General features: G+C 61.3%; 17 protein-coding genes. 2 read left to right on the top strand and 15 right to left on the bottom strand.

The annotated features are described in order from the left end of the window. The first annotated feature begins 9 nt into the window (after nt 1-9). Nucleotides 10-1,188 (top strand): CaiB/BaiF CoA transferase family protein, encoded by a 1,179-nt coding sequence (locus NOV72_RS04015; RefSeq protein WP_106853321.1) that lies wholly within the window; start codon nt 10-12, stop codon nt 1,186-1,188. Here NOV72_RS04015 and NOV72_RS04010 read toward each other — a convergent pair. Continuing rightward, nucleotides 1,185-2,120, bottom strand: coding sequence for a LysR substrate-binding domain-containing protein (locus NOV72_RS04010; RefSeq protein ID WP_106853320.1), 936 nt, complete (start codon nt 2,118-2,120; stop codon nt 1,185-1,187). The genes NOV72_RS04015 and NOV72_RS04010 overlap by 4 nt on opposite strands. A 58-nt stretch (nt 2,121-2,178) precedes the next feature. Continuing rightward, complete coding sequence (locus tag NOV72_RS04005) at nt 2,179-3,006, bottom strand: HpcH/HpaI aldolase/citrate lyase family protein (RefSeq protein ID WP_106853319.1); 828 nt, start codon at nt 3,004-3,006, stop codon at nt 2,179-2,181. Nucleotides 3,007-3,319: 313 nt separating this feature from the next. Here NOV72_RS04005 and NOV72_RS04000 point away from each other — a divergent pair, with 313 nt between their 5' ends. Beyond that, nucleotides 3,320-6,061 (top strand): MGH1-like glycoside hydrolase domain-containing protein, encoded by a 2,742-nt coding sequence (locus NOV72_RS04000; RefSeq protein WP_106853318.1) that lies wholly within the window; start codon nt 3,320-3,322, stop codon nt 6,059-6,061. A gap of 3 nt (nt 6,062-6,064) precedes the next feature. On the opposite strand, the gene NOV72_RS03995 is transcribed toward NOV72_RS04000, so the two are convergent. From NOV72_RS03995 to NOV72_RS03935, 13 genes are all read right to left on the bottom strand, one after another. Next, nucleotides 6,065-7,189, bottom strand: a complete 1,125-nt coding sequence (locus NOV72_RS03995; protein ID WP_245932888.1) for a lactonase family protein — start codon at nt 7,187-7,189, stop codon at nt 6,065-6,067. A 130-nt stretch (nt 7,190-7,319) separates the two neighbouring features. Next, on the bottom strand, nt 7,320-8,264 hold the full coding sequence (locus NOV72_RS03990; protein WP_106853316.1) for a helix-turn-helix domain-containing protein: 945 nt from the start codon (nt 8,262-8,264) through the stop codon (nt 7,320-7,322). A 184-nt stretch (nt 8,265-8,448) separates the two neighbouring features. Continuing rightward, nucleotides 8,449-9,432, bottom strand: coding sequence for a hypothetical protein (locus NOV72_RS03985; RefSeq protein WP_146149942.1), 984 nt, complete (start codon nt 9,430-9,432; stop codon nt 8,449-8,451). Nucleotides 9,433-9,645: 213 nt separating this feature from the next. Continuing rightward, nucleotides 9,646-11,517 carry a PD40 domain-containing protein gene (locus tag NOV72_RS03980; protein WP_106853314.1) on the bottom strand — a complete coding sequence of 624 codons (1,872 nt, stop codon included), beginning with the start codon at nt 11,515-11,517 and terminating at the stop codon, nt 9,646-9,648. Nucleotides 11,518-11,610: 93 nt separating this feature from the next. Continuing rightward, nucleotides 11,611-12,597 carry a DODA-type extradiol aromatic ring-opening family dioxygenase gene (locus NOV72_RS03975; protein WP_106853313.1) on the bottom strand — a complete coding sequence of 329 codons (987 nt, stop codon included), beginning with the start codon at nt 12,595-12,597 and terminating at the stop codon, nt 11,611-11,613. 61 nt (nt 12,598-12,658) lie between these two features. Beyond that, nucleotides 12,659-13,948 (bottom strand): MFS transporter, encoded by a 1,290-nt coding sequence (locus tag NOV72_RS03970; protein ID WP_106853312.1) that lies wholly within the window; start codon nt 13,946-13,948, stop codon nt 12,659-12,661. 55 nt (nt 13,949-14,003) lie between these two features. Next, nucleotides 14,004-14,855, bottom strand: a complete 852-nt coding sequence (locus NOV72_RS03965; protein ID WP_106853311.1) for an amidohydrolase family protein — start codon at nt 14,853-14,855, stop codon at nt 14,004-14,006. Nucleotides 14,856-15,050: 195 nt separating this feature from the next. After that, nucleotides 15,051-16,508, bottom strand: coding sequence for an NAD-dependent succinate-semialdehyde dehydrogenase (locus tag NOV72_RS03960; RefSeq protein WP_106853310.1), 1,458 nt, complete (start codon nt 16,506-16,508; stop codon nt 15,051-15,053). Between the two features lie 133 nt (nt 16,509-16,641). After that, a complete protein-coding gene (locus tag NOV72_RS03955; protein ID WP_106853309.1) occupies nt 16,642-18,303 on the bottom strand; it encodes a cation acetate symporter in 1,662 nt (553 codons plus the stop codon). Next, nucleotides 18,300-18,605 (bottom strand): DUF485 domain-containing protein, encoded by a 306-nt coding sequence (locus tag NOV72_RS03950; RefSeq protein WP_106853679.1) that lies wholly within the window; start codon nt 18,603-18,605, stop codon nt 18,300-18,302. The genes NOV72_RS03955 and NOV72_RS03950 overlap by 4 nt, the downstream gene beginning before the upstream one ends. A gap of 251 nt (nt 18,606-18,856) precedes the next feature. Continuing rightward, complete coding sequence (gene eutC, locus NOV72_RS03945; protein ID WP_425428709.1) at nt 18,857-19,657, bottom strand: ethanolamine ammonia-lyase subunit EutC; 801 nt, start codon at nt 19,655-19,657, stop codon at nt 18,857-18,859. Further along, nucleotides 19,624-21,003: an ethanolamine ammonia-lyase subunit EutB gene (locus tag NOV72_RS03940; protein WP_106853307.1), complete on the bottom strand. Its 1,380-nt coding sequence runs from the start codon at nt 21,001-21,003 to the stop codon at nt 19,624-19,626. The genes eutC and NOV72_RS03940 overlap by 34 nt, the downstream gene beginning before the upstream one ends. After that, nucleotides 21,000-22,151, bottom strand: a complete 1,152-nt coding sequence (locus NOV72_RS03935) for a branched-chain amino acid ABC transporter substrate-binding protein (protein ID WP_106853678.1) — start codon at nt 22,149-22,151, stop codon at nt 21,000-21,002. Before NOV72_RS03935 ends, NOV72_RS03940 begins: the two co-directional genes overlap by 4 nt. Nucleotides 22,152-22,167 lie beyond the last annotated feature (16 nt).

The raw sequence follows: 22,167 nt of genomic DNA, 5'->3' as shown, positions 1-22,167 counted from the left end.
GAGGCGGTCATGCGTCCATTGCAGGGCATCAAGGTCGTCACGTTCGAGCATGCGATCGCTGCGCCCTTTTGCACGCGTCAACTCGCCGATCTGGGCGCGCGCGTCATCAAGATCGAGCGGCCCGGAACGGGTGATTTCGCTCGCAACTATGATGAACGCGTGTCGGGTCTCTCATCGCATTTCGTGTGGACGAATCGCTCGAAGGAAAGCGTGACGCTAGACGTCAAGCATTCCGAAGCACTCGACGTCGTGCACAAGCTGCTCGCGGATACCGATGTATTCGTGCAGAATCTCGCGCCCGGCGCAACGCAGCGGCTGGGCCTCGACTATGACACGCTGAAGGTGCGCTATCCGCGCCTCATCGTGTGCGATATCTCGGGCTATGGTTCGGACGGCCCGATGCGCGACAAGAAAGCCTACGACCTGCTGATTCAAAGCGAATCGGGCTTTCTGAGCATCACGGGTTCGGAAGGCCAGCCCGCGAAAGCAGGCTGTTCGATAGCGGATATCGCGGCGGGCATGTACGGTTACACGAACATCCTCGCGGCGCTCATCGAACGCGGACAGACGGGGCGCGGCAAGCGCATCGACATTTCCATGCTCGAAAGCATGGTCGAGTGGATGAGCTATCCGCTCTACTATGCAATCGACGGGCAGACGCCGCCGCCGCAGGCAGGCGCATCGCACGCGACCATCTTCCCCTATGGCGCGTTCCAGGCAGGCGACGGCAAGACCGTGATGCTCGGCCTGCAAAACGAGCGCGAATGGAAGCAGTTCTGCGAGTGCGTGATTCGTCAGCCCGAGTTGCACAACGACGAACGCTTTTGCGCAAACAGCCGCCGCACGCAGCATCGCGAAGCGCTGAAGGGCATCATCGTCGATGCGTTCGCTTCACTGACCGCCGCGCAAGTCATCGAGCGGCTGGAGGAAGCGGGCATCGCCAATGCGCGCATGAACGATATGCATGACGTGTGGAAGCACGATCAACTCGAAGCGCGGCATCGCTGGACACGTGTCGAAACGCCGGCCGGCACGATTCCCGCGCTCTATCCGCCGGGACTCGGCAGCGCCGACGAGCCGCGTATGGACGCCGTGCCCGCGCTCGGCCAGCACACCGGCGCGGTCTTGCGCGAGCTCGGTCTCGGCGATGAAGCCATCGACCGCTTACGTGCGGCGAACGCGATTTAGCGCTTGCGCATCGTCACGCCCTGCCAGCGACCGCGTTCGACATGCTCGGCGATCAACTGAATCAGTGTCTCGCGCACGGCGACCGTCGCCGAGTGCATCGGCGCGCCATTGGGCCAGCAGATGCTGGCTGGCCGTTCGATCGTCGGCTCGACGATCCTGCGCATCTTCGGCAACAGCGCCTCGTTCCATTGCGCAATAGCCGATGATGGAAGAATCGTGCAGGCCCGGCCCGAATTCGCGATCAGTAAAAGCGCGGGCAACGAATCGATATCCGCGATGATGTTCAATTCGACCTTCTCGCTCCCGAACGTGCGCTCGATCAAGAGACGCAAACCGTTCGCGGCGCCGGGCGCCACGAGCTTCACGCCCGCGAGCTTGCGAAGCGGCACGGTCGATGCGCGCGGCGAGATATCGCCGCCCGGTTCGCCCAGCAGATAAAGCGTTTCATCGAGCACGGGCAAGGCCGCGATGCCGGGTGTATCCGATTCGCGAAACAGGATGCCGAGATCGAGCCGGCCATTGGCAAGCAACTCGTTCAGATAGCCGCTCAGGCTTTCGAAGAATTGCAGGCGAATGCCGGGGTATTGATCCTGGATGCGCTCGAACAATGGCACCGCGAGCACGGAGGCCATGGTCGTCGGCAAGCCGACAGCGACCGTGCCCGATTCGGCGCCCGCGCCTTTCGTCACTTCCTGTTTGAGCTGTTCCATCTGCCGCAGCACGAGACGCGCGTGACGATAGAGCGCATCGCCTTCGGCCGTCGGCGTGACGCCGTGATTGCTGCGCAAAAGGAGCGTGACGCCGAGTTCCTCTTCGAGCCGCGCCATTTGCTGGCTGAGCGAAGGCTGTGCAACGTAGAGCTTTTCCGCCGCTTTGCCGAGACTGCCGAAATCGACGATGCTGACGAAGTAGCGAAGCTGGCGAACGTCCATGTGGGAATGCAAGAGTCGATGACAGGCGCGCGCGTCAATGTCCGGCGCCGGTCACCCATTATGCACGCACGCTTTCGATGATCGATTGCGCGCGAAGCACGACCGGCCGATCCACCATTTTTCCATCGACGGCGATGGCCGCGCCATTCGCATTCGAGAACGCATCGAGTACGCGCTTCGCCCATGCGAGTTCGGCGTCGCTCGGCGCATAACATGCGTTGATCGTTCGAACCTGCTTCGGATGGATGCACAGCTTGCCCGAGAAGCCACGGCGCTTGCCATTGAGCGTCTCGTTCTTCAAGACGTCTTCATCGTCGATGGCGGGCGTCACGCCGTCGATCGGCGCACCGATGCCTGCGACTCTCGATATCATCGCGAGATTCGCGCGGAACGGATCGAGAACATCGTCATCGGTGGCCATGTTCATGTCGGCGCAAAAATCCAGCGTGCCGAACATCAACCGATGCACGCACGGCGCCTTCGCGATCTCGAGCGCGTTGAACATGCCCTGCGCGCTTTCGATCAACGGAAAGACGGGCATCGTGCTCTTCGTGCGCGAGACGAGCGCGATGATGTCCGCGGCCTTTTCCGCCTTCGGCAGCACGATGCCTGCCACGCCGCGCAGCTTCCCTAGCTGCGCATCGCGATCGAACCACGGCGTATCGCACGCATTCACGCGAATCAGGACGGGGCGCTCGGGCGAAAGCCATGCGGCAATCGCATCGCGCGCCTCGTCCTTGCTCGCGGGCGCGACGGCATCTTCCAGATCGATGATGATCGCGTCGGCGCCGCTGTCGAGCGCCTTCGCGAACCGCTCGGGACGATTGCCCGGCACGAATAGAAACGAACGATATCGATCTGCGTTCGACTTGGCGGGCGCTTGCATCACAGTTCGTTGACCAGAACGCCCGCAAGACGGTAATCCGCCACGCTGAAAATCGGCGCGTTGTCGTGTTCCGCAATAACGGAAGTCGTCATCAGATTGCCTTCGCTTCTTTTCTCAGTACTTCGACCAGTGTGGCCTCTATTTGAATGCCTGTCCGCAAAGCGCGCAAATATCAGATATCTTTGCCGGTCATAGGATTAACCTAGGGGCGCCCGGTGATTCGTACGTTCTTCGCCGCGCGTTTTTTCACTTCGCTTATCATCGGAAAACCACGCATCGAATACATCGAATGGTCATCCGGATCGGAGGTCGCATGCCGCCGTTACGCGCAATCCATCTGCTGCAAACGAAAGAAGGCGCTCGCCTGCACGGCGCCGAACGCGACCGCTGGCGGCGCTGGGGGCCTTACCTGAGCGAGCGTCAATGGGGCACGGTCCGCGAGGATTACAGCGAGTATGGAACCGCCTGGGATTACTTTCCGCACGACCATGCGCGCAGCCGCATGTATCGATGGGGCGAGGACGGTATCGCCGGATTCGGCAACGATCCGCTCGACTGGTGTGTGTCGCTTGCGTTATGGAACGAGCGCGATCCGATCATCAAGGAGCGGCTCTTCGGCCTGACGAACGAGCAAGGCAATCACGGCGAGGATGTGAAGGAACTGTACTTCTATCTCGACGGCACGCCGACGCATTCGTACATGAAGATGCTGTACAAGTATCCGCACGACGCGTATCCCTATCAGCAACTCATCGACGAAAACAGGCGGCGCGGCCCCGAGCTTCCGGAATACGAAGTGCTCGATACCGGCGTATTCGATAACGACCGCTACTTCGATGTCTGCGTCGAATATGCGAAGCACACGCACGATGACGTCGTGATGCGCGTGACCATCGAGAATCGCGCGAACGAGGCCGCGACACTTCATGTGCTGCCGCAGTTCTGGGCGCGCAACCGGTGGTCGTGGTCGAGCAAATGGGGCAAGCCTTCGCTGACGCTGGAGCAGGACGCACGCGAAGGCGCGCGCGTCGCGGCGCACGATCCGTCGCACGGCGCGATGCTGGTCACGGCATCGGCAGAGACGCCCATCGAATGGCTCTTCTGCGAAAACGAAACGAACGTTCGCCGCATTTTCGGCATGGAGGGCGTGGGCCCCTTCAAGGACGGCATCAACGACTATCTCGTCGAAGGCGATGAACACGCCATCCGGCGCGATCATGGCACGCGCAGCGCCGCGCATGCGTGCCTGCAACTCGGGCCGCACGAACAGTCGGTGATGTATCTGCGCTGGCGGCCGGCAGCGGTGTCGAACGATCCGCCGCTCGACATGGCGCAGCTATTCGCGCGCCGCGAAACGGAAGCCGACGAGTTCTACGCGACGCTGCAACACGATATCGACGATGCCGATGCGCGTCTCGTGCAGCGTCAGGCGCTCGCCGGCATGCTGTGGACGAAGCAGTATTACCAGTTCGACGTCACGCGCTGGCACGACGGCGATCCGGGTCAGCCCGTTCCGCCGAAAGATCGTCGGCACGGCCGTAATGCGGACTGGCGGCACATGTGCAATGGCGACATCGTATCGATGCCCGACAAATGGGAGTATCCGTGGTACGCGTCGTGGGATCTCGCGTTTCATGCGGTTGCGTTCGCAACCATCGATCCGGACTTCGCGAAGAAGCAGTTATCGCTGCTCGTGAAAGAGCGCTACATGCATCCGAACGGGCAATTGCCCGCGTATGAATGGGCATTCGGCGACGCAAATCCGCCCGTGCATGCGTGGGCGACGTGGCGCGTGTTCGAGCTGGATCGCGAGATGACCGGCATCGGCGATCATGCGTTTCTCGAAGTGATGTTTCACAAGCTGCTCCTCAACTTCGCGTGGTGGGTCAACCGCAAGGATGCCGACGACCGCAACATCTTTCAGGGCGGCTTTCTCGGGCTCGATAACATCGGCATCTTCGATCGCTCGCAGCCGCTGCCGACAGGCGGACGCATCGATCAGGCCGATGGCACCGCGTGGATGGCGTCGTATGCGCTCGACCTCATGCAGATCGGCCTCGAACTCGCGATGACCAACGAGTCTTATGTCGAGATCGCGGTGAAGTTCTTCGAGCACTTCCTGTATATCGCGGAAGCGGTGAGTTGCGGCGAAGCCTGCATGACGGGCTTATGGGACCGCAGCGACGAATTCTTCTACGACGTGCTGCATCTGCCGAACGGCGCGCGCGTGCCGATGCGCATTCGATCCATCGTCGGGCTCATACCGCTCTTCGCGGTGCACGTGCTCGAAGAGCGCGTGTATGGCGACCTGCCGGGACTGCGCGAAAGGCTCGCGTGGTTTCTCGATCATCGGCCGAATCTCGCGAAGCTCGTGTCGCGCTGGACCGAGCCCGGCAAGGGCAATACCACATTGCTTTCGCTATTGCGCGGACATCGCATGAAAGCGCTCTTGCGGCGCACGCTCGATGAAAGCGAATTCTTATCCGACTATGGCGTGCGTGCGCTATCGCGCGTGCATTGCGAAAAGCCCTACGTATTCGATCACGACGGCGTGAATGTCTGCATCCGATATTTGCCCGCGGAATCGGATTCGCGTGTATTCGGCGGCAATTCGAACTGGCGCGGCCCGATCTGGATGCCGGTCAATTACTTGCTGATCGAATCGCTTTACGAGTTTCATCGCTACTATGGCGACGAGTTTCGCGTCGAGCATCCGACGGGCTCCGGAAAAATGCATTCGCTGAGCGAAATCGCGGACGATCTGTCGCGGCGCATCGGCACGCTGTTTCTGAAAGATGCCGATGGCAAGCGCCCCGTGATGGCCGCGTATCCGATGCTGCAAGCCGATCCGCGCTCGCAGGATCTCATTCTCTTTCACGAGTACTTTCATGGCGACAACGGGCGCGGCGTCGGGGCTTCGCATCAGACAGGATGGAGCGGTCTCGTGGCGCTGTTGTTGCAACCGCGTCTGATGAAACTGTCGCACGTCGGGCCGGAAGCGCCCGTCATGAGCGTGCGCCTGCAAGAAGAGGCTGCGGCGGCGATGGGCCGTTAGCGCTCATCGCACGAACGCGATGCTGACCGGAGACGCGATATCGGCGGATTGTCCGGTGTCCGACAACATGCCGGACGCCGGATCGATGCGAAACACGTTCACTGTGCCGCTCTGCTGATTCGCGACGATCATCCATTTGCCCGATGCGTCGATCGCGAACCCCCAGGGCTTTGAGCCGCTCGACGAAACGCGCTGCATCTCCGAGAGTTCGCCTGATTCCGCATCGACGCGATAGACGAGCAAAGCATTTTCCGCGCGATTCTCGACATAGACGAAACGCCCATCGCGACTCGCCGCGATCTCCGCGCCGCTTTTTACGCCCTGAAATTCGGCGCTCGTGATCGGCAGCGATTGCACGAGCGAGAGACGGCCCTGCGTTGCATCCCAGCGCAACACCAGCACTTGCGCCGATAGCTCGGTGATCAGATAGGCAAGTCGTCCGCTCGCGCCGAATACGATATGACGCGGCCCGCTGCCCGGCGATGCGATGAACGTATGCGCCGCATCGTCGGAAGACAATGCGCGCGTCGTGCGATCGAAACGATAGACGAACACGCGATCCGCGCCGAAATCGGGAACGAGTGCATATCGTCCCGATGGATCGATCACGGCGTTATGCGCATGCGCGCTGGCTTGACGTCGATTGGGCCCGGAGCCGGTTTCCGTGATCGTGGATGCGAGCGACATCAAATTGCCATCATCATCGATTTGAATGCTCGATACGGAGCCGCTGACGTAGTTCGCGGCGAGCAAGGTCATCGAAGCGATGTCCACATGCAGATTCGTGGTGCCGATGCCTTTCGTCGCGACCGCGCCCATCTTCGTCAACGCGCCCGACGCGCGATCCACCGCGTATGCGGTAACGCTGCCTTCTTTCGCGTTGTCGTCGTCGACGGCGTAGAGCACGGGCCGTTGCGGATGCGCTTCGACCCACGTGGGACGCAAGTTATCCGCGACCGTTCCGATGTTCGTGAGTGTCCCCGTCGATGTATCCAGGCGCAGCGCATGGATATGCCGCTCTTGCGAGCCCACATAGACGAGTTCTGTTTCCGAATCGTTCGATGAAGCGATCTGGTCCGACGCGCTCGCCGTGCCAGCAAGCAAACCAAGCACGAACAGCGCCGTCAATCTGATTCCAAACCACGACCGGATCATATGCAAATAGCTTTGGACCGTTGAAAACAAGGCTCAAGCGTATTCGATTCGCCGATGCACGTCCCTGTACAAAACGTCGATTCTCTGGGACTTTTCGCTGGCGTCACTGCGCGGATGCTTTACGCTGCGGCTGTTGCCGCGCGACGGCGCGAAACTGGCTCGGCGCCTGTCCCACTTCCCTGCGGAAAAAGCGCGTGAAATACGCCGCGTCCGCAAAACCGAGTCCGAATGCGATCTGCTCCACCGACATATCGCCGAAGATCAGATTGCGTTTCGCCTCGGTGACGATGCGCGCGTGGATCATCTTCGTCGGGCTTTGCTCCGCGGCGGACGCGCACGCCGCGCGCAGTTGCACGAGCGATACGGCCATCTTCGACCCATAATCCTGCAGCCCGAGATTCTCGCGAAAATGCTCGTCGATAAGCTTGCGGAAACGCTCGACCAGACGGATATCGTTACGCGTGGCGCTCTCGCCTCCCGTTTCGTCGAGGCGCGTCTCGCGAACCAGTTTGAGCAGAAGCGTCGTGAGCAACGCTTCTGTGCCGACCACATGACCGACTGCATCGGATTCGATTTCCTCCTTGAGGCTTCGAATCAGATTGCAGAAAGCGATACCCGCATCGGCGGATTCCGTGAAAGAAATCACGCGCGGCGAGGACCACAATGCAATGAACTCATGGAGCCTGGCGTTGACTTGCGCCAGATAGGAGACCTCGATCGTAACCACCCAACGGTCGACGTCGAGTTCGTAGTCGAGACCATGCACGCATTCGGTGGGCAACAACAACGCGCATGGGCCTTCGAACGCCACGCTGCTGCCTTCGAGATTCATCACCCCGCGCCCGCTGCGCACGAAGATGAGTTGACCGTATGCGGGATGCGCATGAGGCTCGGTGCGCCAGCGCCCGCGATCGGTGACATGCCCGACGTGCACGAACCAGTGTTCCTTCTCGGGGCGTTCGACGTAGAGCCGTACTTTCGGAACCGTCGCGAGCTTTCCTTTGGCACCCGCTTTGGGTTGATGCTTTGCCGAGGCACCGTGTGTCATGAAGTCTCCTTGGCGGCCGCGGCAAACGATAGCGGCCGTCATTTATATTCCGGCCGCCTCATCTCGACCCGCAAGGAGAGTCACGGAAATGAGCGCTATTTTTCCATAGATTTCCGTGACGTGCGCCTGCTGCTTACCCGGACGATGGCGCCGCGCATATCGCACGCGGCGCGCGTGCATCGAATCAGAAGTGGATTTCCGCCATCAGCATCGGCACGGATGTGATCGTGCTGACCGCGGCGCTCGTCGGCGTGCCGTACATGTGATGCCAGTATTCGTAGCCGACGCCCGCATACACGGTGCGCGGATGACCGGCGAACGAGCCGAGGTCCGCGAGCAACGACATGCGTGTCAGGAATTCCGTTTGTGTCTCGACGCCGAAACCGTCTTTACCCTTGGGACCGGTCACGCTCGCGAAGCCTCGAAAGATGAACGGCAGCGGGCCGAGCCTGAACGGAAAAAGCCATGAACTTTCGACATGCCATGCGGTATCGAAACGGACGTCCACGCCCGAAATGCCGTTGTGATTGCTCTCCGTTCTGAGTCCCGCCGTCACGTTCCAGAAGCCGTGCGGCACCGAGAATTCGATTGTCGGGCCGAACACGAACATGCGCGCGCGCTGCGCGAAGGCGTCGTTCTTGGTGCCGAATTCATAGCCGGCCGTCACGCCGAAGTCTCGAACGAAGCCATAGCCGACAGACCGCCCGAGTATCTTCCCCGCGCTCAGTTCGACGCGGCCCACGCTGTACACCTCCTGCGCGCCGCCCGATGAAGGACCGCCCGCTTCCGGATTCGCGTCGTCGGATACGAGGTAATCGACATTGAACGCGTAAGTGCCGAAACGGAATCCGCCCGTCGTCGTCAGATAGCCGATGTTCTGCGTGACCTTGTCGGGCACGCCCGGATAGTGGAAGTCGCGGCCATAGCGATAGCCGATATACGTGTCGTTCCACGTCACCGGCGGCTCACCGAGTTCTTCGGCCGACTTGAGGCTCGGCGCGGAAAGCGGTGCGGTCGCGCTCGGCTGGACCGTCTGCGTTTCCTTCGCCGGCGTCGGCGTCGATGCGCTGGGCGCCGTGTAGACTTCCGCCTGAGCGAACTCGCTCAAACAGCACAATAGCGCCGCGCCGAAAAGCGGCTTGCGCAAAGCTACCGATATCTTTTTCATGTCTCCGTCCATGGTGTTTTTATTTCCGCGCCGCTGACGTTTGGCTTTTAGTGTTGCGGTGCTAAGGAATATTATTTAAATCGGGACGGTTAGCCTTTACACAAAAGTTATATTCACTGGCATTTTTGTCGATAACCTGCACTTCTTTTCAAGCGAAAAAAAGCGCCGTGCGATGCGAGCACGGCGCTTCGGTCTTGCAGTGTATTTAGCGCATCAAGGCTTCGGTATGTACATCGGCATCGCCTCTTCCCACAGCGTATCGGTGATCGGATGCTGATCGCTTCCGTCCGCGTTCATCACCCAGTTCTGGCCGTCCGGCTGGAAGCTGTTGTCGTAGAGTGCGAGTTCGTCCCTGAAGCCATATGTTCCGGAGCTGTACGCAATGCGTCCATCCCACGTCCACACCGCATGTCCCTGGTTCGATCCATCCGCTGTGAGTCGCGCGAGACCCGTGCCGTCCGGACTGATCGTGAACACGTCATAGTTGAACTTGTTCGGATCGCCCGGATTGATCTGTTTGCGCGTGAATACGATCTTCGTGCCGTCCGGCGACCAGCCCGGCAGGTTATCCGCATCCGTCGTGAGCACCGTGGTCGTGCGCATATCCAGATCGAGTATGCGCAAGCCCTGCACCTTCGGACTCCACACGCGATAGACGATCTTCTTCCCGTCCGGCGAATAGCTCGGAAAGCCCGCATTGATCGAGCCATCGGTCAGGATCTCGGGATGCCCGTTCATGCTGCCATCGGCCTTGATGCGTGCGATGCGGCCCGGCCCCGCGCCACGCGTGAAGAACCAGTCACCCAAGCCGAACGCAACCCACTCGCGATTCGGCGACCACGTCGGCTGGAATGCGCCCGCGAGTCCTTTCTTGACCATGGCCGCATCGAGACCGCTGGTCGAGGCATCGTAGATGCGCGTATAACCCGAGAAATCAGGGTTGACGATCGCGATGGACGAATTGAGCGCCTTCTCCGTGTACACGAGCTTCTTGCGATCCGCCGACAACTGCGGGAATACGTCGACATACTTGTAGTCCCACGCCGGATCGAAACTGAACAGCGCCGCCCCGTTCGCGCGCGCGGGACGGAACGTCACCTTCTCGTAGACCATCTTCGTGCCATCGGCGGAATAATGCGGCGAGCGGATGCCCGTGTTGCTCGTCGAGTGAAAAACGCCGGCCGTCGTATAGATGCCTTCGGTCTCGCCGCCCTTCACGTGATACGCGACGTCGGTCGCATTGACATATTGCGGAAACACCTTGAAACCGGGCGTGGAAGTCAACGCGTTCTTTGCGAGGCTGCCCACATCGACCGACATGATCTGCGTGCTCACCGAATTGATGCCTTCCGGACGATGCGCGCCCCACGTCGATTCAACCGGCGTTTCATAGAACACGACATGCTTTCCATCCGGCGACCACGAAGGCGAGCCGTCGTCATAGCCGGGATTGCTTGCGATCTTCTTCCATCCCGAACCATCGGGCCGAATCAGATAGATGCTGCTTTCCTGCGTGCGCTCCCATCCCACGGGCAAGTTATGCCCGCGCCAATCCGAGCCGATATCCGACGGCAACGCGAGCCACTTCCCATCCGGCGACCACGACGGCCGGAAGAAACCATGCGGCTTTTCCGGATCGAACCTGATCGAGCCGGTGACGTTCATGAGCGCGCCCGTCGCGATGTTCAATGTCCACACGTTCGTCGTGCCGAATTCCGCCGCGCCTCTGCGCGATGAAACGAAGGCGATGGTATTCGGATCGCTCGGAGAGAACACGGCGGCATCGTCTATCGCGATGTGATCGGTGAGGCGCTGCAATCCGGTTCCATCGGCTTTCACGCGATAGATATTCGACTGTCCCAATCCATCGCGCTCGGACGTGAACACGATCCATTGCCCATCTTTCGAAAAGGAGGCGTGATAGTCGAAGCCCTCGGTCGGGAGCAGTTTGTGCTCGTTCGTACCGTCCGCGTTCGACACATACAGCTCGGATGTCACCGGCCCCACGCGATTGAGCAAGAGATCGCCATTGGGCGCGGCATGCGCTCCCGTCGATATGAAAGCCCAGGCGCTCCCGATAGCCATGCAGGCCAGAAGCCTGTCTAAAGACGATGCGAATTTCACAGCGATATGTCTCCGATATTCATGCTTATGCGAGCGGCGTGCATTTATTCCGATTCACTCGGCGGCTTTCCAGTACATGAAGCCCATGCCTTCGCCGGTGCCGGCGGGCGTGCGCCAGCACGGAACATAATCGACCAGCGTCATCTGCGCGCGCGTCTCCTGCACGGCCTTCATCACGCTCACATAGAGCTTGATCTCCGACGTGCCCGACTGATAAGAACGATCATCGACAGCGGCGAGTCCGTCGTAGTCGTAATCGGCGAGCATCTTCATGATGCGATGATCGAACTCTTCGTCGTTGACAAAGTGCGAGAGCCCGCCCGACGCGAAGATGCCGACGCGCACATCGTCCGGCCACGCGGCGATCGCATCGCGCAGCACGCGGCCGAACTCGATGCAACGCGCCATCGACGGCTGCGTCGGCGGATAGAAACAGTTCATGATGACCGGCACATGCGGCGGCGGATTGTCGCCCATGATCTGGTGATAGACGAAGCTGTATGCGTGCGGCACGACCGGATATTCGGGCAGCGGCTTCATCCATACGTTGTCCGGCCACGCGAAGAGATCCGTGAGATCGAAGCCGTCGCGCTGGAAGTGCCCGATGAGATGCTTCGCGAGCTTCGGATGACATTCATGCACCACATGATGATCCGGCGCATAGACCGCGCGCTGCGGCGGGCCGTTATGCACTTGCGCGCCGCTATAGATTGCAATCGAAGGCGAGAACTCGGTGAAGATCTCTTTCTGGTCTTTGCCAAGAATGATCGCGACATCGATTTTCGCTTCGCGATACGCCGCGGCCATCTCGTCGAGCGCGGCGCGGCAGCGCGCCGCGCGCGCGGTGCGTTCCTCGATCGTCAGATACTTTTCGAACGCCGCTTCACGATGCGCTTCGAGTTCCGGATACGTCCAGGTCCGATTGCGGAACCACAACTCCGGATTGAGACGGTCGCGCTCGCCGTTCTTCAACCAGTCTTCCGGTGCCTGCCCGAGCATGCCGCTATGCGGCACGGCCATCCCGAATACGATCTTCGCCATGTACGATTTCTCTATGTTTTAGTCTGATTGCCAAGCCGCATGCGTCGGCTTGCCATGAGTGCTATGCGCGGTGCAGCGTGCCGGGCGCGTCGATCACTTTCGGCGCCCATTCGGGCCGATACAGAATCGCCGTGGCCGTCGCGCCGATGAGCAGAAAGACGAGGATCACGAGCATCGGCAGGTCGTAACTTCCGCTCATATGAAGCAGCCAGCCGGATACGCTCGCCGCCACGCCGCCCGCGAGACTCGTCGCGACTTGCTGCACGCCGGTCACGAGGCCGATCGCCTGCTTCGGAATCAACGTGAGACGCGACAGCACGAGATTGTTCGCGGTGACGAAGCCGAGCAGCGAAAGCGAGAGCACGTTCCAGAAGAGCGCCATCTCGACGGTCTGCGCATAAGCGCCGAGCAGAACCGTGCATCCGCCGATGAACCCCGCGATCGTGAACGCCTTGCGCACGAGAATCGGGTCATGTCCCCGCGCGATGATGCGGTCCGCCGCCCATCCCGCGCCAGCCGCGACAATCGCAATGCCCGCGAAGCTGAAGAAGGTGAAAATGCCGGACTTCGATATCGACAGGTTGCGCTGCTCGACCAGATACGCGGGCATCCACGTCATGCAATAGAACGTGAAATAGCCGTAGCAGAAGTTGGTGGTCATGCCGCCCCACACGACCGGGCTCGAAAGAATGTTCGCGAGGCTGACGGTGCGCGCGCTACGATCGTTCGACGTGCGCTCTTCCTTCGACGGCATGTCGTTCTTCACGATCAGGAGCCACGGCGCGAGCCAGATCAGCCCGACGAGGCCCGTCGCGATGAACATCATCTGCCACGAATAGTTGACGATGAACCACGCGCCGACCGGTGCGCCGAGCGCGGGACCGAACTTGTTGCCCATCGCGAGAATGCCGACGGCGAGACCGTTCTGGCTTTCATCGAAGTTATTGCGGATCCAGCGATAACTCGCGGGAATCACGATAGCTTCCGCCATGCCGATGATGAGCCGCATCACGACAAGCGCCGACAGCGCCGTGACCGCGCCCATCAATGCGGTGGCGATGCACCACGCCGCGAAGCTGATCGCGTAGGGCCATTTGACGCCGTAGCGGTCGGCGACCCAGCCCATCGGAATCTGAAAGACGCCGTACGACCAGAAGAAGGCCGCGTTGATCCAGCCGCGATCGATGTCCGTGAGCGCGAAATGCCGGATGAAATTCGCGTCCGCGAGCGTCGACGAAATGCTGGTCCGATCGACGAATGAAATCAACACGCCGATCGCAAGAAGCGCGAGCACGGCCCAGCGGCCCGCGTTTCCCGCTTTTGATGCGCTTGCCGCTCTGCTTGTCTCCATCTGCTTCTTTCTCTTTTATGAGGTTGGTTATCGTGCAAAGCGCGTTCGCACGACTTCAGGCCAAAGCCGGATACAACTGCTGCGCAGTCTTGCCGAAAATCCACGCACGGTCTTCCGCGCACAGCGAAGCGAGTCCTTCTTGCGCGGTCGCGAGAATCTCCGCGAGCGAGCCCGGCGAAGTCGGGAAGTTGGAGCCCCACGCCATCCGCTGCGCGCCGAAGGCGTCAACCACGGCCGGAAAGAATGTGTCGGCGCTGGCGTTTCCCTTCCTCACATCGCCGAAAATGCGCGGCGTGAGTTTCAGATACATGTTGTCGAACGCCGCCAGATCGAAGAGGCTCTGTGCTTTCTCGTACGGCATGCCATCGTCGATTTCGGGCCGGGCGAGATGATCGAGAACGATCGCCACGCTGGGAAAGCGTTTCGCGAGCCTCGTCACCTGCGGCAATCCGACCGGGCCCGTCTGGATGCATATCGGCAAGCCGAGCTCGCTGCACAACTCCCATGCGGGAAACGAGCGCTCGTCGTCGAGTTCGCGCGGATCGAATTCCTTCGTGCTGCCGCCGGTGAAAAGGCGCAAGCCCGCGAGCCCGAGTCCGATCCACTCGCGAATGCGTCGCGGCGCATCGGGTTGCAGCACGTCGACGGAGCCCACGGCGACCAGACGGTCCGCATATTGCGCGCAGCCGTCGACGACATAGTTGTTATCGAAACCATATGTCGTCGACGAATGCACGACAGCGGCTTTCGCGACGCCCGCCTGATCCATGGCGGCGATCAATGCCTCGACGGTCGCCGGGCGCTCTTTCGACCAATCGGAACGCGTGCCGAAAAGCGGTGCGGGCGGATAGCGCGTTTCATCGTCGGAGACGATGTGCGGGTGAATGTCGATGATTGGATGAGTCATGCTTCTCTTCTCTGGGCGGCGGCGCTGAAAGAATGTCAGCGCCGGCGAATCGTCTCGATGGGACAGAGAATAGAAGAGGACGCCGCGCGCGTCCCTATAAAAAAGTCAGTTTCGATGGCACTTTTTTCTGGTCCGCGATGAATGTGCGCGGCGAAAAAGGGCCTGACTTATCGTTGCTTGCGAGTGGCCATAACCCTAACGCTCCAGATTCCCGAAACAAACATACTTCGCTTCCAGATATTCCTCGACGCCCGACGACGCGCCTTCGCGCCCCATCCCTGATTCCTTGATGCCGCCGAACGGTGCGACCTCGTTGAACACGAGGCTGTCGTTCACGCCGACGACACCGCATTCCAGCGCTTCCATCACGCGAAATGCGCGGCTGATATCCGCCGTGTAGAAGTAAGCCGCGAGCCCGGTGCGCGTATCGTTCGCGAGCGTGACGACGTCGTCTTCGTCCCTGAACGGCAGCACGCTCGCAATCGGCCCGAGGACTTCGTCGCCGCATACGCCCATCGACGGATCGACGCCCGTCAGCACCGTCGGCCTGAAGAAGTTCGATCCGGGCGCGACACGCGAGCCGCCCGCCGCGATCTTCGCGCCGAGCTTCACCGCTTCATCGACGAGACTTTCCATGCGCGTCACCGCCGCGTCGTCGATGAGCGGGCCGATCTGAGCGCCTTCGTCCAGCCCGTCGCTCACCTTCAGCAACGCGACCTTCGAAACCAGCTTCGCGACGAAGGTTTCGTACACGCCTTCATGCACGAAAAAGCGATTCGCGCACATGGCCGCCTGACCCGAGTGACGGAAACGCGCATCGAGTGCGCCTTTCACGGCGAGGTCGATGTCGGCATCGTCGAACACGATGAAAGGACAGTTCGCGCCCAGTTCGAGCGACATCTTCTTCACGGTGGATGCGCACAGGCTCATCAGCCGCTTGCCTTCGTCGATGGAACCCGTGAAAGACACTTTCCTCACATCGGGATTGGCGAGCAGCGTGCTCCTGATCGGCTCGCTCTCGCCGGTCAGAACCGACAAGACGCCACGCGGCAAGCCCGCGTTTTCCCCGAGCGCGCACAGCGCGAGCGCCGAATACGGCGTCTGCGGATCGGGATGATGAATGACCGTGCAGCCCGCCGCGAGCGCGGCGCCGACGCGTCGCGCGACCATCGACGAAGGGAAAGTCCAAGACGTGATCGCGCCGCATACGCCGACCGGCTGATGCAGCACACGAATGCGCTGATTGCGGCGCGGCGCGGGGATGTTGTCGCCGTAAATGCGGCGCGCTTCTTCCGCGAACCAGTCGAGATAATTCGCGGCCTGCGTGATTTCGGAACGCGCTTCGTGCAGCGGCTTGCCTTGCTCGGTGCACAGGATGATGGCGAGATCGTCGCGATGATGTTCGACGAGGCGCGCCCACTCGCGCAGCACCGAAGCGCGTTCGCGGCTGCTCCAGTTGCGCCAGTCGCGCAAGGCCGCATTCGCGCATTCGATGGCTTCGGTCACCTGCTCCGCCGTGACTTGCGGAATGGAGCCGATGATCTCGCCGGTGGAAGGATTGACGACGGGCACGCGCGGCAGCGAAGTATTGTCGACCCACGCGCCGCCGATATACGCCGATTGCTCGAAAAGACTGGGGCACTGCAGTTCCATGGCTCGCTCCAATGCGTGAGAAGCGTCGTGCATTCAGGTGCATCGAGCTTAACGCATTTTTTACTCGCCATTCGCAGCGCGCGCGGCATCCCCGGTATATGAAGATTGCGCGCGCCGCCGCGGGAAATTTACATCAGTGGCTCGCGCCCTCCACCGCGCCGATGCCCGTTTCCGAGCGCACCGTCTGCGCTTCGAAACCGGCCTTGTCGATGCGCGCACGCGCGGAATGATCGGTGACCGAGAAGAGCCAGATGCCGATGAAACCGATCGCCATCGAGAACAGTGCGGGCGATGCATACGGAAACGGCGCGCTCGCGTAGTGGAATACATCGACCCACACGGCCTTCGAAAGCACGGTCATCACGACCGCGGAAAGCAGGCCGAGGAAGCCGCCGATCGCCGCGCCGCGCGTCGTGCAGCCGCGCCAGAGAACCGACATGAAGAGCACCGGGAAGTTGGCCGATGCCGCCACCGCGAACGCGAGCGACACCATGAACGCGATGTTCTGCTTCTCGAACACGATGCCGAGCACGACCGCCACGATGCCGAGCACGATCGTCGTGATACGCGACACCTTCAGTTCGCTCTTGCTCGACGCCTCGCCCTTCTTGAACACGGTCGCATAGAGATCGTGCGACACCGCCGAGGCACCCGCGAGCGTCAGACCCGCGACGACAGCGAGAATAGTTGCAAACGCAACTGCCGAGATGAAGCCGAGAAACACGTTGCCGCCGACAGCGCTCGCCAGATGCACCGCCGCCATGTTCGTGCCGCCGAGCAGCTTGCCGCCCGCGTCCTTGAACATCGGGTTGGTGCTGACCATCACGATCGCGCCGAAGCCGATGATGAACGTGAGAATGTAGAAGTAGCCGATCCACGTCGTCGCCCAGAACACCGACTTGCGCGCTTCCTTCGCGTTCGGCACGGTGAAGAAGCGCATCAGGATGTGCGGCAGACCGGCTGTGCCGAACATCAGCGCAATGCCGAAAGAAATCGCCGAGATCGGGTCCTTGATGAAGTTGCCCGGACCCATGATCGACGCTTTCTTCTCGTGCACGTCGACCGCCTTCGCGAAGAGCGCCTCGGGGCTGAAGTGGAATTGCCACAGCACCATGAACGCCATGAACGAAGCGCCCGCGAGCAGCAGACACGCCTTGATGATCTGCACCCACGTCGTCGCGGTCATGCCGCCGAACAGCACGTAGACCATCATCAGCGCGCCGACGATCACCACGGCGATCCAGTATTCGAGGCCGAACAAGAGCTTGATGAGTTGTCCCGCGCCGACCATCTGCGCGATCAGATAGAACGCCACGACGACCAGCGTGCCCGATGCCGCGAACGCGCGGATCGGCGTCTGCTTGAAGCGGTAAGCGGCGACGTCGGCGAACGTGAAGCGGCCGAGATTGCGCAGGCGCTCCGCCATCAGGAACGTGATGATCGGCCAGCCGACGAGAAAGCCGATCGAATAGATGAGGCCGTCATAGCCATTGCTGTAAACCGCCGCGGAAATGCCGAGAAACGAAGCCGCCGACATGAAATCGCCCGCGATCGCGAGGCCGTTCTGAAAGCCGGTGATGCCGCCGCCCGCGGTGTAGAACTCGGCCGCCGAGCGTGTTTTCTTCGCGGCCCATTTGGTGATGAAGAGCGTCGCGATCACGAACGCGATGAACATGCAGATCGCGGTCCAGTTGGTCGCCTGCTTGACCGCCTGACCAAGATCGCCGCCCGCTGCGAAGGCGCCGGCGGACACCGCGAGAAGCGCGCCGGACGCGAGGATATGCTTGGGCTTCATGCGGCCTCCCGCTTGATCTTGTCGGTGAGTTCGTCGTACGCGCTGTTGGCGTGGCGCACATAGAGACCCGTGATCACGACCGTGAAAACGATCACGAACAGGCCGATCGGCATGCCCCAGGTCATCACGCCCGCGCCCATCTTCGCGGCGAGCAGCTCCTTGTTGAACGCGATGAGCAACACGTAGCCGTAATAGACGACCAGCACGAGCGCCGTCAGCGTCCAGCCGAGCTTCGAGCGCTTTCGCACCAGTTCGCCGTACGCGGCGCTCGACTTGATTTTCTCTACGATCTTGAGATCCATATCCGTCTCCTGCATGAATGTCTCTTCTCTGCGTGCGAAAACGCCCGCGTTCGGCGCGGCGCGCGAACGGTCAGCGATGCGTTGAATCAAGAAAGGCCCCGTGCGGGGACGTCATGCGATGCTTTCGCGCATGCGTTTTCTGGCGAGTTTTGATTCCGATGCGCTGGAGACTAAGGTAAAAGCGTGCGCTTACCCGTTTCTTACGCGAGGCACTTTCTTTCGACGGGGTTTACGCGAAGCGTCGGGCGACGCTATTCGCGGGACAGACGATCGATCGTTCGCCCGGGCAGCGTCATTGCGCTGTCGTCCTTCAGGCCGACGCCCGTCAGCTTGCGCGCGCGGGCTTCGTTCAGCAGATACGCGAGCTTGAATGCGGCCGCGTCGTATGCCAGTCCTTCCGGGCGAACGTTCGAGATGCAGTTGCGCTGCGCATCGCTGCGGCCTTGACGCGGATCGTACGTGACGTAGACGCCGAGACTCGCGGGTGAACTGAGCCCCGGTCTTTCTCCGATCAACACCGCGACGATGCGCGCTTTCAGGATCGATCCGATGCAATCGCCGAGCGCCACGCGTGCCTGCGTCGCAATGACGACGGGACCGATGCGCCAGCCGTCGAGCCGCGCGATCGTTCTTTCGATAAGCGGCATCGCGTGCGCCGATGCCGCGTTCGACGACAGTCCATCGGCGATCACGAACACAAGGTCCGTGTGCTTCGTATGCGCATCCAGCCGCGTCGCGCTTTCGTCGCTCAACCTGCGCCCGAGATCGGGACGGCGCAAGTAGACATCGCGCGAGGACGCCGCGCTGCAAACCGTGGCGCTTTCGAATCCTTTCGACGTCAATTCGTCGCTTAACGCCGGGACATCGAGCGGCCGATGCACGGCGTCGCGCGCCTGCGCGTGCGCGAGATTGAACGCCAGCAGCGGCGCGGTCGGCACGCTGCTGCCCGCGCGTCCGAGCGCGATGCGCGCATCGGTGAATTGGCGCAACGCTTCCCACGGATTCGCGCTGACTTTGATCATGCGTTCATCCAGTCGGTCAGCGCGGGCCATGAAGTCTGTTCGCGCAGCATGCCGCGTGCGTTCGTGATCTGGATCGCGCGCAGCCACGCTTCGAACTCGGGCGCGCGTTTCAGGCCAAGCACCTCGCGTACGAACAGCGCGTCATGAAACGACGTGCTCTGATAGTTCAGCATCACATCGTCGGCGCCAGGCACGCCCATGATGAAATTCACGTTCGCCGCGCCGAGCAGCGTAAGCAGCGTGTCCATGTCGTCCTGATCGGCTTCCGCGTGATTCGTGTAGCAGATGTCGCAACCCATCGGCACGCCGAGCAGCTTCGCGCAAAAATGATCTTCGAGGCCCGCGCGAATGATCTGCTTGCCGTCGTAGAGATATTCCGGACCGATGAAGCCCACCACCGTATTCACGAGAAACGGATTGAACTTGCGCGCCACCGCATAGGCGCGCGTCTCGCAGGTTTGCTGATCCACGCCGTGATGCGCATTCGCGGACAACGCGCTGCCCTGCCCCGTTTCGAAGTACATGAGATTCTGGCCGACAGTCCCGCGCTTCAGCGACATTCCCGCCTCATACGCTTCCTGCAGCAACGCGATGGAAATGCCGAACGACGCGTTCGCCTTCTGCGTGCCCGCGATCGACTGAAACACGAGATCGACCGGCGCGCCCTGCTCGATCGCCGCGAGCGTGTTGGTCACGTGGGTCAGCACGCAGGTTTGCGTCGGCACGTCGTAGCGTTCGCGGAACGCGTCCATCATCGCGAGCAGCTTGCCGATGGCCTGCGGCGAGTCCGATGCGGGATTGATGCCGATCATCGCATCGCCGCAGCCGTACATGAGACCGTCGATCATCGATGCGGCAATGCCTTGCACGTCGTCGGTCGGATGATTCGGCTGCAGGCGCACCGACATGTGCCCGGGCAAGCCGACCGTATTCCTGAAGCGCGTGACGACCGGGCGCTTCTTCGCGGCGAGAATGAGATCCTGATTGCGCATCAGCTTCGATACCGCCGCGACCATCTCCGGCGTGAGTCCCTGCGACACCGCGACGAGCGCGGCGGTATCCGTCGAATCCGCCAGCAGCCATTCGCGGAACTCGCCGACCGTGAGATGCGACACGGCGGCGAACGCATCCTTCGAATGTTCGTCGATGATGAGGCGCGTGACTTCGTCGTCATCGTACGGAATCAGCGCTTCTTCGACGAACGCGCGCAGCGGCACCGCCGACAAGGCCAGCTTCGCCGCCGCGCGCTCTTCTTCCGTCGCCGCGGCGATGCCCGCGAGTTCATCGCCGGAACGTCGCGGAGTCGCCTTCGCCAGAAGCGTTGCGAGATCGTCGAAACGATACGTGCGAACGCCTACGGTTTCGCTGAAGCTCATACGCCGCTTCCGCCGACCGTCTTCAAACTCTTCCATTGCCCTTGCTCGACCTGAAAGAGCGTATAGGGCGGCTTGATGAGATCGCCATACGGATCGAACGAAATCTTGCCGGTCACGCCGGTCACGTTGACCTTCGCGAGCGCTTCGACGATCTTGCCGCGATCGAGCGAGTTCGCATCGTGGATGGCCTTGATCATCGCGAGCGCGGCGTCGTAGGCAAAAGGCGCATACAGCTCCACGTCCTGATTGAAGCGCGCCTTGTAGCGCTTGCCGAACTCCTGCGCGGAAGGGAGCTTGTCGAGCGCGGGACCGGGCTCGAGATCCTGCGTGCCGTTGCCCGACGTCCCCGCGATCTGCAGGAACGCATTGCTCTTCAGCGCGCCCGCGCCGAAAAGCTGCGTCGTCATGCCGAGCGAGCGCATCTGCTTGACGAGCATCGCGCCTTGTTCGTCGAGGCCGCCGAAGAAGATCAGATCGACGTTCTGGCTCTTCATCGTCGTGAGAATCGCGCGGAAGTCCACGGCCTTGTCGTTGGTGTACTCGCGCGCGACGACCTTGCCGTTCGCTTCCTTCACGCCTTTCTCGAACGAATCGGCGAGACCCTGGCCGAACGCGGTGCGATCGTCGATGATGCCGATGCGCTTCGGCTTCATCTGCTCCACGACGAAGCGCCCCGCCACCACGCCGCCCACGCCGTCATGGCCCATCGTGCGGAACACGTTCTTGAAGCCCTGCTTCGTGAGTTGCGGGTTGGTCGAGCCGGGCGTGATCATCGCGACATTCGCCTGGTGATAAACCGTCGACGCCGGAATGCTGCAACCGGAGTTGTAATGCCCGATCACGCCGACGATGCCGCTATCGACCGCTTTTTGCGCCACCTGAATCGCGACGCGCGGATCGGCCTGATCGTCGTACACCTCCAGTTCGAACTTGACGGGCTTGCCGCCGACGGTCGGATGTTTCGCGTTCTCTTCGTCGATCGCGAGTTGCGCGCCGTACTGCAAGTCCTTGCCCACGCGTGCGACCGGCCCGGTCAACGGTCCGACGAATGCGATCTTGACGACTTCGGGATCGGCAGCCCACGACATCGGCATATACGCGGCAAGCACGCCGGCGGCAAGGCTCGAAAGCATAAAGCGGCGGTTCATGTTCGTGCTCCACATG

The organism is Caballeronia novacaledonica (assembly GCF_900258035.1).
Classification (GTDB): Bacteria; Pseudomonadota; Gammaproteobacteria; order Burkholderiales; family Burkholderiaceae; genus Caballeronia; species Caballeronia novacaledonica.
Note: the sequence above shows the minus strand (reverse complement) of the source record. Positions and strands in the feature narration are given on the sequence as shown.

Excerpts from the sequence above, each read along its gene's own strand:
- NOV72_RS04015 (WP_106853321.1), top strand. The coding sequence starts at position 10 with ATGCGTCCATTGCAGGGCATCAAGGTCGTCACGTTCGAGCATGCGATC.
- NOV72_RS03940 (WP_106853307.1), bottom strand. The coding sequence starts at position 21,003 with ATGAGCTTCAGCGAAACCGTAGGCGTTCGCACGTATCGTTTCGACGAT.
- NOV72_RS03990 (WP_106853316.1), bottom strand. The coding sequence starts at position 8,264 with ATGACACACGGTGCCTCGGCAAAGCATCAACCCAAAGCGGGTGCCAAA.
- NOV72_RS03950 (WP_106853679.1), bottom strand. The coding sequence starts at position 18,605 with ATGGATCTCAAGATCGTAGAGAAAATCAAGTCGAGCGCCGCGTACGGC.
- NOV72_RS03960 (WP_106853310.1), bottom strand. The coding sequence starts at position 16,508 with ATGGAACTGCAGTGCCCCAGTCTTTTCGAGCAATCGGCGTATATCGGC.
- NOV72_RS04000 (WP_106853318.1), top strand. The coding sequence starts at position 3,320 with ATGCCGCCGTTACGCGCAATCCATCTGCTGCAAACGAAAGAAGGCGCT.
- NOV72_RS03975 (WP_106853313.1), bottom strand. The coding sequence starts at position 12,597 with ATGGCGAAGATCGTATTCGGGATGGCCGTGCCGCATAGCGGCATGCTC.
- NOV72_RS04010 (WP_106853320.1), bottom strand. The coding sequence starts at position 2,120 with ATGGACGTTCGCCAGCTTCGCTACTTCGTCAGCATCGTCGATTTCGGC.
- NOV72_RS04005 (WP_106853319.1), bottom strand. The coding sequence starts at position 3,006 with ATGCAAGCGCCCGCCAAGTCGAACGCAGATCGATATCGTTCGTTTCTA.
- eutC (WP_425428709.1), bottom strand. The coding sequence starts at position 19,657 with ATGGCCCGCGCTGACCGACTGGATGAACGCATGATCAAAGTCAGCGCG.
- NOV72_RS03970 (WP_106853312.1), bottom strand. The coding sequence starts at position 13,948 with ATGGAGACAAGCAGAGCGGCAAGCGCATCAAAAGCGGGAAACGCGGGC.
- NOV72_RS03980 (WP_106853314.1), bottom strand. The coding sequence starts at position 11,517 with ATGGCTATCGGGAGCGCCTGGGCTTTCATATCGACGGGAGCGCATGCC.
- NOV72_RS03965 (WP_106853311.1), bottom strand. The coding sequence starts at position 14,855 with ATGACTCATCCAATCATCGACATTCACCCGCACATCGTCTCCGACGAT.
- NOV72_RS03935 (WP_106853678.1), bottom strand. The coding sequence starts at position 22,151 with ATGAACCGCCGCTTTATGCTTTCGAGCCTTGCCGCCGGCGTGCTTGCC.
- NOV72_RS03985 (WP_146149942.1), bottom strand. The coding sequence starts at position 9,432 with ATGAAAAAGATATCGGTAGCTTTGCGCAAGCCGCTTTTCGGCGCGGCG.
- NOV72_RS03955 (WP_106853309.1), bottom strand. The coding sequence starts at position 18,303 with ATGAAGCCCAAGCATATCCTCGCGTCCGGCGCGCTTCTCGCGGTGTCC.